The organism is Polystyrenella longa, from assembly GCF_007750395.1.
Classification (GTDB): Bacteria; Planctomycetota; Planctomycetia; order Planctomycetales; family Planctomycetaceae; genus Polystyrenella; species Polystyrenella longa.
This window is the reverse complement of sequence record NZ_CP036281.1, coordinates 832,271-845,155: the sequence shown is the minus strand read 5'-3', so window position 1 is coordinate 845,155 and position 12,885 is coordinate 832,271. Positions and strand designations below refer to the sequence as shown.

Below are 12,885 nucleotides of genomic sequence, written 5' to 3'. Positions count from 1 at the left end.
CGATCTGCCCAAATCAGGCTTGATCCTACCCCAGCGTAAGACTATTCTGGATTTACTAATCCAATTTAAACCTTTGTTGGGAGAAGGTTCTGCGTGTCGCGCTCCAGAATTTTCCTATTACTGTGTACTGGTCTAACACTGTGTACTGGTTTTGTATTCCATTCCTCGCTTCAGGCGGCGGATTTGTTTGATCGCGATCCGATCAACTATCTTACAAGCACCCCGAATGATCCTGTGGCCCGGATACAGGCTGAGCTGGATGCAGGTCAGCGGCAGCTCAAATACGACCCACAACAGGGATATCTCCCTGCGTTGTTAGAGGCGTTAGAGATACCCGTTAGCTCTCAAGGGCTGGTCTTCTCCAAGACCAGCTTGCAGCAACGCTTCATCAGTCCCGAGTCTCCACGGGCGATCTATTTCAACGACGACACCTACGTCGGTTGGATTCCTCACGCCAAGGTTCTCGAGATCTCGACCGTCGACCCGAAACTGGGTGGCATTTTTTACACGCTCGATCAACGCGAAGCCGACGCCCCGATCTTAGAACGCAAGACGCACGAGTGTTTGCAATGCCATTCAACATCGCATACGCGCGATGTTCCCGGGCACCTCGTCCGTTCTGTCTTTGCCACAAAGACGGGACGAGTCAATTTCGGTATGGGCACTCATCTCGTCGACGATCAAACCCCCTTCGACGATCGCTGGGGCGGCTGGTTCGTCACCGGCACTCACGGTACGGCCAAACATCTGGGCAATAATTTCGTCGAGACCGTCAATGATGACGACACAGAATTCGATGCCGCCACCGGTTCAAATATTAAGGACCTCTCCCCCTTCCTCAATACCGAACGTTATCCGTCACCACATAGCGATATCGTCGCGTTACTTGTTCTCGAACATCAAACTCAAATGCACAACGCACTTACCCAGGCCAACTACTATGGCCAGTTAGCGTTGCATGATGAAACGCTCATTAAATCAATGCTCGCCCAAAGCAGTGTGAACGAATCGGGCGATGCCGCCGACAACGCCCCTATCGAAGAATACGAACGGAGCGAATCAATCCAACGCCGTATCGATAACGCCGCCCGGCGATTGGTGCAGGCTCTCCTCTTCAAAGGGAGTGCCCCGTTCACATCCCCAATTATGGGGACATCGGACTTCGCGAAGGAATTCGTCGCTCAAGGTCCCTTCGATTCAGAAGGCCGATCACTTCGCCAGCTCGACTTGCAAAACCGAATACTCAAGTATCCCTGTAGCTACCTGATCTATTCAGACGCATTCGACAAACTACCCGCACCTGTAAAAGAATCAGCCTACCAACAGCTTTGGGACATTCTCACGGAACGCAATAAGGACGACGATTACGCACATCTCGATTCGGATCAACGCCAGGCGATCCTCGAAATCCTCCAGCAAACAAAAACCGACCTTCCCCCGTATTGGAAAAAGGCCGGTTCAGATTCTTAATAGCCGACAGACCCAAGGTCTGTCACAGGCTCATTATTTCTCGTCTTCATAAAACCAGCTTACCGGTACCGAACGGAATCGGGTGGAATACAGCTTGGTCGATTCGTCGTGCACATAGTAGCTCATCACAGCTCGTCCTTGCGTGAAGATCAGGCTCGGGTAGGAATAAGTATGCTCGGTAGAGGTTTCGAGATTCTTAACGTGCTTCCAGGTCTTCCCTTCATCGTTGGAAATCGCCGCTGTTAAAGGAGTCCGTTTGCCGTTGTGACCGGCCCCTTCTTCGAAGTTGTTATTCCAGATCAACACCAGATCACCTGTAGCCGGAATACGGCGGATCGTCGCGGGTGCTTCAGGAGCAGTGACGTTCCAGCTCTCGTGCTCGCTCCAGGTCACTCCATTATCTTCTGAATAGCTGATACCGATGAAACCGAGTTGGTTCCGCATTAACATCGCCAGACGGCCTCCACGGAGTTCAACGACCTCCGGTTCCATTGCCCCTCGCTGAGGAGCATCGACGGTCCCTTCTCCTTTTACCCAGGTTTTTCCGGCATCGTCGGAGTAATAACAGTAACAGACAAAGTGGTTTTCCTGTTTAACATCAGCACTCACTGCAACAGGAACGATCAGACGGCCAGTGGACAGTAAGGTAACGCGGTCATTATTGAGGACGTGATACTTCTGTTCGTCGGTAACCACAGTCGGTTCCCCGAAAGTTTTGCCTTCGTCTGTCGAAGTCCGCAGGTGCACTTTCAGGTCATTATAATCATTCTTGACCAGATAAAAGAGCCCGATCGCAGCCGGTTCTTTTTGCACATGCGTCAGCCGCCGCAATGTTGCGGACATCACATTTTTCCCACCAATGTTTTCCTGAAGAACACGTCTGTCAGTCCATGTTCGGCCTTCATCCGCAGATTCCATTGCCACGATTTGAGCTTCGGCAAAATCGGATGTCGACTCGGCGAATTCTGTATTTGCAAACAACAGGTTTCCGTTATCGAGCTGAATAATAGATCCTTCGCTGTAACGAGGATGCTTTTCATCTGCTGCGAAGACATCGCGGACAATAATCTCCTGGATATCCTGATGCGGTTTCGAAAGTACGAACAATGCCTGAGCGGCACGAATTCGGGCATCCACGTCTTCGTCCTTCAGCATTTTTTCGAGCTGAGGTTGGGCTTCGACTAGGCCCGCTTCTCCAGCAAAGACTGCAGCGTAGCGACGAACAAACGAGTCAGTATGCTCCAGGTTCTTTAACGTCGCTTCCTTCCCGGCAGGATCACCTAACATCGCAAGGGCATGCTCGAAATAACAACGATCTTCCGGTTTGGTCGCCTTCGCCATTGCCTGACGAACAGGTTCGATATCCTGTTCATTTCCCAAACGGGCCAGTATCCAGGCAGAGATACGAGAGATATTCACGTCTGGATCATTCAGCTTCGCACGGACCAGATCCATCGCTTGTGGATGTCCTGCTTTCGCTAGAGCCGCCGACGCCATCATCTGTTGAATTGGTTTTTCTTCATTCGCGAGTGCCTTTCGCAGCATGTTTCCATAATGGACTTCGCCGATTTTGTACATCGATTCGCAGGCATGAATGTGACCGTAAGGGTCGTCACTGCCCAGTATTGAAAAGAGGACATGGCGATGATGACGTTCGCCCGCGCGGACTAACTCGCGAGCCACTCCGCACCGTTGTTGATCATCGTCGATTTTATCCAACATCGGAGTCAGGACAGTCACCACATCTTCCGGATGCCCTGCCCCCGTCAACGCTTCGGCAGCATGCATGGAAGGCCAGAAGTCTTCGGCCCCGAGACCAGACTCAAGGACTTCGAGAGCCTGTGAGGAAACCTCGTCTGATAACGTGATTGGCTCTGCTGCCATTACCGAAATGCTCATAAAAGAAACCAGGGTCAGTCCCAGCAACCATTTGCTGGCAGGTGAGTGTAATTTGTTCATATTATTCATGAAGTATCCTGTTGATTCTACAATCGAACTCAGCTTTACGAGGGGGGGGATAAATACAGGCCAAGCCCGAAGAACTCATTCATTTGTGTCTATCAGTTATTACTCGAGCGGAAACTGGTTATCGATAAACAACTTTCTAACGATCGTGAAAAACACAAGTTGTGACACTGTTGATAGAACACAACTCTGTTCCACTCAAGAATTTGAGTTCTTTCTAGCTCCTTCGAAAATGATGCGTGTAATGCATTCTATTGACCCGCAAAATTTCTTGATCTTCTCATTGAAACCACGGAAAGAGGCAAATGCAACTCCCTACCGAATCCGGTAGGGAGCGCGATTCACGTCTCCGCCCACAGTACATTCGCACAATGTGTTCCGTTAGGATAGCTTCTATAAAGACTTCAGAAACTGAACAAAGTCTCCGTTGTTGCAAAAACTGTTGTTTAGTTGGCGGGCCCTGTATCGTCGAATCGTGCCGAACTTACCTCTCCCTCGCAGTTTCGCTGCGATCTGTCTCTTTTCATCAGTCAACCAAACTGTTTACCCGTAAAACTCCAGAGAGGATCTGAGCCTGTGGACGTCATTGAAGCAATCCAGACACGTCGTGCCATTAAATCATTCGATCCAGAATTTTCCTTGAACCGACAAGATATCGAACAACTGATCTCGGTTGCCAAACTGGCTCCCTCTGCGTTCAACATCCAGCATTACAGAATCGTCGCTGTACAAGATAAAGAACTGCTTCAGCAAATCAGCGAGGCCGCCAATAATCAGCCACAAGTGACACAATCTTCCGTTCTGTTTGTGCTCTGCGCGGACATGCAAGCCTGGAAGAAGGAGCCGGAACGGTACTGGAGTCATGTTGATGAAAAGACTCAACAGAATTTGGCCAACATGATCCGGAACTTTTACGACGGACGCGATCAGTTGCAACGCGACGAAGCGATTCGGTCCAGCGGATTAATCGCCCAGACGATCATGCTGACCGCAAAAGGAATGGGGCTCGACTCCTGCCCAATGGATGGATTCGACTTCGAAAAGGTTGGTCAGCTGATCAAGCTGCCAGAAGATCACCTCGTCGCCATGTTTGTCGCCGTCGGGAAAGCAGACGGCGAACCGAAACCTCGTGGTGGGAAAATTCCGCTCGAAGAAGTCCTGATCTGGGATCAATTCTGAAAGTTTCTCTGAAAATAGAATTCGAAATAATAGATATCAATTTCGAATTCACCCCAATAGAAAACGGCCATCAACACATGGAGCGTTGAAGGCCGTTTCATCAACAGGGGTTTCGAGATTAGACTATTCAAAACGAAGTAACATAGGACCTGCAGTCTCCTGTTTCGCTTCAGCGGAACGAGAGACGGGCGTTTTTCGTGCTGATTCCGAATAAGCTTGTGCGTTTTGCAGACGATGGCGAATTTCTGGTTGGATGATGGGCAAATCTCCCGACACAAATGCTTCGACTACGTTCTCATCCGGTACGAATTCTTCTACGTTTACAAGTTCAGTTTCATCCACCTTCAATGGCCATTCGTCAACCAAGGTGCTGCTGGGTGGTGAAATCATGAACTGCTGTCCGCTGGTACCTTCACGAGTCACAAAACGGTTTGCGGACTGCGGCTGAAGAATGGGATTGAGTACCACGGGGTTAACCACATTCTGTTGCATCTGCCATGGTGTCGTCATCTGCAGACGGTTACCCGTCCATTCTGTTTGACGATCCTGCCAGCCTGGTGCGAATAAACCCTGACCCGAATTCTGAACCACGTTGGAAGAGTCAAACCGCACAGGCAGGTACTTAACCTGTTCTGCTTGAGAAACAGAGTGCATCGGAACGGGAGCGAAGGTACGGGGTGTTTCTGGTGTGATCAGCCCGAAGGGACCCATCTGATTTTGTTGAACGTGCGGAGCCCAGGGACCACTCACCTGTTGAGGCTGTAAGTAGCTGGCGGGCATGTACCCACCCTGAGGTGCTGGAACCCAACTGGTAGGTGCGGGAACGGGAATAACCCCGCCATTAGGTGCCCCATAGGGTGCGACACCAGGAACCGCTGGAGGTGCCATGGGAGGAGACAACGAACCACCTTGTCCCGGTGGTGCAATCAATCGTGGTTGATGCTGCTGTTTCGGTGTGTACAGCGGACCCGACTGCATCGGCCGCGCGTCATTCTGTGGCAGAGAATTCATCTGCGATGGATGCATCGGTGCCTGCTGTGAGTAACCGGGAGCAGAATGTACAGAATGCGCCTGCGGTACCTGCTGCACCATTTCTCCACGGTGACCGTGAGGCTGATAGTAATCCTGTTTGTCGGTACTCTGACAGCCCACCAGGGAACTGCAGAGACCAAGGCCAGTCAGACAGGCCGTCGTTTTTATGAATTGGAAATCCATTGCCAACTTTCAACGTATCAGATTCTGACTTCTCTCCGACTTAGACTATCGCCGAGAAATCATGGGGTTAACTGATCCCGATCGCATCGGGTCTTCTGTTGAACTCCTGCACGCCTGTCTAATCTACGTGATTGTCAGCCCTGTCTAAGTCTCCTGGCCCAGCCGACAACATCCCAAAAGGAAGGCATTCCTTATCGAAAATCGGATACTTTCGCCGCTGTCCAGCACACTTTGATCCCGACATCGCTGATTGCCGGTATTGAAGGTCCGTCTATAATCGGTACTCGGACAAGGGAAAAACCCCGTTTACGGTAAGGCTGCCACCTCTGCCGGTCAGTGAAACCTGGCAAGCTTTAACCCCTCCCGAATAACGGCTCAGTTGCATTTCCCTCGCACGATCAAGTCTAATAGAGTCTGATTTGTTATAAGTACATTAGTGGCCTCACTGCGCGACCTTTCCTTGTGCAGTCTGGACTCCCCTCTGATCCTTCCCTTCTCGGTTTCCCTCGTGAAGGTGCCCATACATAAAGTATCCCCCACATAAATATTGAGGATAAGAATGCTTCCATTCGGTAGAAGTCATCTTTTGTGCGTGCTGGTATTAACCGGACTCCTTTCGGTTTGCTCCTCTGCCCTGTTTGCTGCAGATTTCCAGGCCAGCTTTGCCAAACGCGATATCACCCCCACCGAACCTGTGCGCCTTTCTGGATATGGTAACCGCACTGAACCCTTTGAGCGTGTGGAAGAACCAATCTACGTGCGTACATTGGCCATCCGTCAGGGCAACCAACCTATTCACATCCTCAGTTCGGTGGAAGGGATTGGTCTTTCCGGCGTCATTACCAAACAGATTGCCGAACGACTCGAAAAAGACTTCGGTATCAGTCGTGAACGCTTTGCCTTGGCAAACACCCACTCGCACACCGCGCCTCATACCTCCGCAGGAATCCCAAACCTGTTTGCGGCTCCCCAGTCCGAAGCGGAAGTCGCCGCGATGGATCGATACACTCAGTACATCGAAGACCAACTGGTCGACTCCGTCGGAGAAGCCATCAAATCACTCGCGCCGGCTCAACTCAGTTGGGGCGAGGGAGCCTCTCGCCTCGCGATGAATCGACGAATTATCAAAGGGGGCATCTGTGTCGGTATGGGCCCCAATCCGGAAGGCATTATCGACGAAACTCTCCCTGTCATTCGAGTCACCTCCGCCGACGGCAAATTGCTCGGGATCGTCTTCAACTATGCCTGTCATTGCACCACGCTCGTTCCCAAACATAATTTCGTGAATGGCGACTGGGCCGGTTATGCTCAGAAGTTTCTCGAAGAAGAATACACCGATGCAGTCGCCCTCTGCACCATTGGTTGCGGCGCCGACGCCAACCCGGAACCTCGTGGTGAATTCGAACAAGCCGTCAGTAATGGGCGTGTCATCGCGGATGAAGTGAAACGTATCCTGGGTACAAAGCTGGAACCCATTCAAGCCGCTCCCGAAGCTTCATTTGGCTACGCCGGACTCGAATACAATCGTCGCGATGTGCAGGAATTCCGCGACCTCCTGAATGACCCTAATCCTCAGGTTCGTCGGCATGCCGAGAACATGGTGGAAGTCTACGAGCGAAAACGTCGTCTTCCCGAAACCTACCCAATGCCAATCCAGACCTGGGCCTTCGGTGATGAGCTGACTATGGTCTTTCTGGGTGGCGAAGTCGTTTCTCCCTACGCCCATCGTATTCGACACGAGTTGACTGATAGCCAGCGCACCTGGGTTACGGCTTACGCCAACGATGTCTTTGGCTATGTCCCCTCCGAATCGATGATTCAACAGGGAGGGTACGAAGTCGACTTTTCTCAGGTCTTCTACAACCACCCCGGCCCTTGGGCCAGCGGCACCGAAGACCTCGTCCTGAAACGGGTCAAGGAAATCAAATCCAACCCGGCCGAAGGAGCCAAGTCTCCCAAAGAAGCCTTAAAAACCTGGAAGCTACCCGAAGGCTACGAGATCGAACTTGTCGCTTCGGAACCGCTCATCGCCGACCCGGTGAACTTCAATTTCGGCCCCGATGGCCGACTGTGGGTTGTCCAGATGAGCGACTACCCAAATGGATTAAATAACGACGGAACTCCGGGCGGACAGGTCCGCATCCTCACCGACACCAATGGTGACGGAAAAATGGACGACGCCCAAATCTTCCTGGATGGTCTTTCCTACCCCACCGGCGTCATGCCCTGGCGGAAAGGGGCCATCGTCAGTTGTGCCCCGGACATTTTCTACGCTGAAGATACCGACGGCGATGGAAAAGCAGATCACAAACAAGTTCTCTTCACCGGCTTTGTCGAGTCGAACCCGCAACACCGTGTCAACGGTTTTGCCTGGGGACTCGATAACTGGATTCATGTCGGCAGCGGCGCCCCCAATGAAGAGATCACCGCCGTTCTCACTGGCCAGAAAATCAACATGTCGAACCTCGACATACGCATCAAACCAGATACCAGCGAAATCGAAACCGAAAGTGGACGGACCCAGTACGGACGCGTTCGTGATGACTGGGGACACTGGTTTGGTAGTGATAACAGTAGACCGATCTATCACTATGTCATTTCAGACCGATACCTTCGTCGGAATCGATTTTTTCCTGCTCCTCCACCACGAGAAGAACTGATCGACCCGCCTGTAGCTCCCCCCATTTATCCCGCCAGCCGTACGGTCGACCGGTTTAACGACCTCTACGCGGCGAACCGTGTGACCTCCGCTTGTGGTGAGGGGATCTTCCGCGATGTCACCCTCGGCCCCGAATTCGCACATAGTGCTCTCATTTGTGAACCCGTTCACAACCTGGTATTTCGCACGGTGCTCAATGACAACGGTGTCACTTTTCACGGTGTTCGTGCACCGGGTGAACAGGACCGTGAATTCCTTGCGTCCACCGACGTCTGGTCACGCCCTGTCCGCATCACCACGGGCCCCGATGGGGCAATCTGGTTTGCCGACATGTATCGTCAAGTGATCGAACACCCCCAATGGATTCCGGACGATTGGCAGAAGATGTTGAACGTCCGCGCAGGCGAAGACAAAGGTCGCATCTACCGTGTTTATAAAAAAGGGAACCGGCCGCAGGGGCCTCTTCCTAATCTGGAAATGCTCGATTCTGTTGAACTTGCAGAGCATCTCAAAAGTACCAACGGACCGGTACGCGATCTCTCCCAGCAATTGCTCGTCAACCGTGAAGATTCTTCCAAACATATGGACCTGCTGCGAACACTCAAACAGATCGCACTGCATGCTCCCCTGCCCGTCAGCCGAGTACAGGCTTTACATACACTCGCTGGTATCAACGCACTTAACGAAGAGATTTTACTCAGTGCTTTTAACGACACCGACTGGCACGTTCTCTCCGCCGCTGTGGAACTAAGTGAACCCCTGATGAACGATCACCCAACACTGGGGGAGAAGGTCACCAGTCTGATTGAACATCCGGAAATCAAACTCAAACTACAAATCGCCCTTTCTCTTGGAGAATGGAACGACCCGCTCGCAGCAGATGCCCTCGCCAAGCTGGGCGTAAGCACTGCCGAGGACCATTGGATGCGAGCCGCCGTTCTCTCCTCCGCTTTACCCCATGCCGAGTTGATGCTCGACTATGTCCTCGCGCATCCCGATACTTCCGGCGCCTGGGCGGAACTCGTTCAGCATCTCGTTGTTACTGCCTTGGGAGTCGAATCGAAAGAAGTTGCCACAAAGGTTCTCGCGAACATCGTCTTACCAAATGAACAAGCGGAAGATGCAGTAATCGCTCCCTGGCAATACTCAGCCATGGGTTCCTTTCTCGATGCGCTCGAACGAGCAGGCTCTGATCTCAGCACGCTTCACAAAGTGACGGGCGAACAGGAAGAACTATGGGAACAAACGGACGACATTTTCGAATCCGCACTCGAACTCGCCACCGATGAAGATGCTGACCTCGCCTCGCGACAGCTGGCCGTTCGTCTGCTGGGACGAGGACTTGATGACCTCGACGATAACCTCGAAGCTCTCTCAGAACTTCTAACTCCAAACATTCCCTCATTGCTCCAGGAAGCCGCGATTACGAACCTGGCAAGTAAGAAAAGCGATGCCGTCCCCACGATGTTGCTGGAGAACTGGAGAGCCTACTCTCCCAGCCTGCAAGGATCCGTCACTAGTGTTCTGCTCAGCAGAGCTGCCTGGACTAAGATATTCCTGGATGCATTGGAAGAAGGAACTGTGGCCGCAGTCGACCTCGATCCGGCGACCCGTTCCAACCTGATATCGCTCTCTGACGATGTAATACGTGGACGAGCCAACAAACTTCTGCAATCCACCGGTTCGAGTGATCGTGTCCAGATTGTCGAAGACTACAAATCTGTTGCTCAAATGGACGGCAATCCGATACGAGGTTCTCTGGTCTTCCGGCGAACCTGTTCGGCCTGCCACCAGGTCCGAGCCGTGGGAACTAATATCGGCCCCAATATTACCGCGTTGTCCGATAAGTCTGCCGGAAATATCGCTCTGGCTGTATTCGACCCAAACAAAGCGGTCGAAGGTCAGTACCGCAACTACATTGCCGTGATGAATGATGGCCGCGCTTACAACGGCATGATCGTTTCTGAATCATCCAGCAGCATTACCTTGGCAGAAAACAATGGTCGCAAAAGGATCTTATTGCGAACCGACATTGATGAATTAGTGAATACCCGCAAGTCGTTCATGCCAGAAGGGCTTGAGAAGGATGTTTCGCATCAGGACATGGCTGATATCATTGCGTTCCTTAGAAGCAAACCAGGCACGACTGGGGCTACCGACGAGCGAATTGCAAACAATGCACGACAGCTTGTTCGAGAAGCCGCAACCGTCCAGGTGGGCAACGAAGCTGCCAGCCCCGTGCTGGTCAATCATCTCGGTTGGTACGGTGACACCAAAGTCGCCGTCAGCGTAGCCGGCACCGCTGCGACTCACGTTATCTGTGAGACTACAGTCATTCCGGAAGATGCCGACCCCGCCAAACCTCAATCCGTTCTGCTTCCCATCGCAATGAAAATTGGTGACCAACCAACACATCCCTTCACTCTTTCCATCAATGACAATCAACAGGTTGAAATCGCCTCGACAATTGAAGATGCTCAATGGATGAACGAGGAGAATGGATTACTCGCACGTTACATGGCTCTCGAATCTTCCGGATCAAAGTCAAGCGGTGTCATTGAACTGCAAGTACCCGCGAACATGGTCACCCCCGGTAAACCGCTGACGATCAAGATCACGGCGACTCATCCGGGGAACGGCGAATACATCGGCATCGTCCCCTTGAAGTAGTTCCAGACGTCGCCTCTATTCTTCCTGACCAACAACTATCTGAATTGCAACGATTCGTCTTTTAAAATTTGAAAGTAGGCATAGTGCAAATCATTTCCCGTATGCCCAACTCAAAATGGACGTTCGTGTTCCTGACATTATCGCTCGTCATCTGCTCATTTTCGGCGCTGGCCGGCGATTCCCCGTTCGACGTGGCTGACAAAGCTCAATTATTCGTCGACCAGGTCCTGGTTCATGACTCTGAAAACGTGCATTTCAAGATGCATGCCGGAAAACGACATTCCCAAAACCCTCTGATCACCGTCGACCGTTCCTGGGAAGGCTGGCGACTTGAATTGTACGGAACAGTTCTCTTCGATGAAGAAGAACAGCTCTTCAAAATGTGGTATCTCGCCTCGAATGGAATTGATCAAAGCGAAACCTATGTCACTTGCTATGCCACCAGTGAGGACGGTCTCCATTGGACTAAACCGCTACTGAAGGAATACCTCACAGAAGCTGGCGAACCGACGAACATTGTAGCAGAGTGCCATTTAGCCTCTGTCATTAAAGATAACAAAGAGGCTGATCCCTCACGCCGCTATAAAATGCTTTGTCACATTGATGCTCCCAAACCAGAAGGGGGACCGCAGACGATGGTCTCTCCCGATGGCATCCATTGGACGAGATTAAGCAAAACTTATGTCGTTCGTTCCAGCGATGTTCTCACTGGATATTTCGACCGACAACGGCAACAGTATGTCGCAATTCCCAAACTGGTCACGAAGCATCGCGATCATATCCGCCGCTGCTTTGGTCTATCGATCAGCCAGGATTTTCTAACCTGGTCTGAACCCTATTATATCTTTAAACCCGATTTACGCGACGACGCCAGTTCGCTCGCCCGAATTGAGGAAGTTCGATCCCTACTGGACGTTCCCGATGCACCTGATTTAATGCGAACCGAATTCTATGGAGCAGGTGTTTATCAGGCAGAAAGCTGTACGGTCGGTTTCCCCTGGGTCTTCACTATTAATAATGATGCCCGATACGGAAACCACGAAGGCCCCTCGGAGATCCAACTCGCAGTCACTCGCGACCTCGTCACTTGGGAACGCCCTTTTCGAACGCCAGTTGTTCCCCGCGGAAAACCAGGCCAGTGGGACAGCGGGTTCTTTACGACACCCGCGGAAGCCATTCTGGTGAATGATGAAGTTCGCCTGTATTACAGTGCCTGCAATTTCACGCATGGAAACCCATGCCTTTATCGAGCAGAAGGAACAGGCCGCCTTTCAGAATACACGGGCAGCATTGGGTTAGTCACATGGAAGCGAGACCGGTTTGTATCAGCGAAATCGGGGGAATTAACCGGATCGTTGAAAACAGTCCCGGTTGTTTTCTCGGGTGATCGATTGGAACTCAACATTCAAACGAAACCCAAAGGGTCGGTGGTCGTTCATTTACACGATTCCTCCGGTCTCCTTCTCGCCGAATCAATTCCAGTCTCGGGCGATCACTTACGAGCTCCTGTTGATTTTCCAGATTTCGACATCTCCAAGTACGCAGGACAACCTGTTTACATTCGATTTCAGATGAATAATTGTGACCTTTACAGCTTTGCGTTTCGCAATAATTGATTCCCCAATAATTGATTCCTCAGTATTTGATCCTCGTTGTCTTTCCTGTTCCGATTGATTCCCAAGACAAATGATCCGGACCGACTCCCAAACAAAAACCAATTCCGTTCC

At 51.6% G+C, this 12,885-nt stretch carries 6 protein-coding genes; 4 read left to right on the top strand and 2 right to left on the bottom strand.

Annotated elements, in window-relative coordinates; genetic code table 11:
• The first annotated feature begins 93 nt into the window (after window positions 1-93).
• Window positions 94-1,470, top strand: a complete 1,377-nt coding sequence (locus Pla110_RS03120; RefSeq protein ID WP_231742899.1) for a hypothetical protein — start codon at window positions 94-96, stop codon at window positions 1,468-1,470.
• Between the two features lie 33 nt (window positions 1,471-1,503).
• On the opposite strand, the gene Pla110_RS03115 is transcribed toward Pla110_RS03120, so the two are convergent.
• Window positions 1,504-3,438: an exo-alpha-sialidase gene (locus tag Pla110_RS03115; RefSeq protein ID WP_144993104.1), complete on the bottom strand. Its 1,935-nt coding sequence runs from the start codon at window positions 3,436-3,438 to the stop codon at window positions 1,504-1,506.
• A gap of 573 nt (window positions 3,439-4,011) precedes the next feature.
• Between Pla110_RS03115 and Pla110_RS03110 the strand changes: the two genes are divergently transcribed.
• Window positions 4,012-4,614, top strand: a complete 603-nt coding sequence (locus Pla110_RS03110; RefSeq protein WP_144993102.1) for a nitroreductase family protein — start codon at window positions 4,012-4,014, stop codon at window positions 4,612-4,614.
• 123 nt (window positions 4,615-4,737) lie between these two features.
• On the opposite strand, the gene Pla110_RS03105 is transcribed toward Pla110_RS03110, so the two are convergent.
• Window positions 4,738-5,829, bottom strand: a complete 1,092-nt coding sequence (locus Pla110_RS03105) for a hypothetical protein (protein WP_144993099.1) — start codon at window positions 5,827-5,829, stop codon at window positions 4,738-4,740.
• 559 nt (window positions 5,830-6,388) lie between these two features.
• On the opposite strand from Pla110_RS03105, the gene Pla110_RS03100 reads away from it, so the two are divergent.
• Both Pla110_RS03100 and Pla110_RS03095 read left to right on the top strand, forming a co-directional pair.
• Window positions 6,389-11,158 carry a neutral/alkaline non-lysosomal ceramidase N-terminal domain-containing protein gene (locus Pla110_RS03100; RefSeq protein WP_144993096.1) on the top strand — a complete coding sequence of 1,590 codons (4,770 nt, stop codon included), beginning with the start codon at window positions 6,389-6,391 and terminating at the stop codon, window positions 11,156-11,158.
• Window positions 11,159-11,259: 101 nt separating this feature from the next.
• Entirely contained in the window at window positions 11,260-12,774 is a 1,515-nt protein-coding gene (locus Pla110_RS03095; RefSeq protein WP_197440471.1) for a hypothetical protein, read from the top strand.
• Window positions 12,775-12,885 lie beyond the last annotated feature (111 nt).

What these genes read in the sequence shown, in the direction of transcription:
- Pla110_RS03105 (WP_144993099.1), bottom strand. Translation starts at nt 5,829, where the DNA reads ATGGATTTCCAATTCATAAAAACGACGGCCTGTCTGACTGGCCTTGGT.
- Pla110_RS03095 (WP_197440471.1), top strand. Translation starts at nt 11,260, where the DNA reads ATGCCCAACTCAAAATGGACGTTCGTGTTCCTGACATTATCGCTCGTC.
- Pla110_RS03100 (WP_144993096.1), top strand. Translation starts at nt 6,389, where the DNA reads ATGCTTCCATTCGGTAGAAGTCATCTTTTGTGCGTGCTGGTATTAACC.
- Pla110_RS03115 (WP_144993104.1), bottom strand. Translation starts at nt 3,438, where the DNA reads ATGAATAATATGAACAAATTACACTCACCTGCCAGCAAATGGTTGCTG.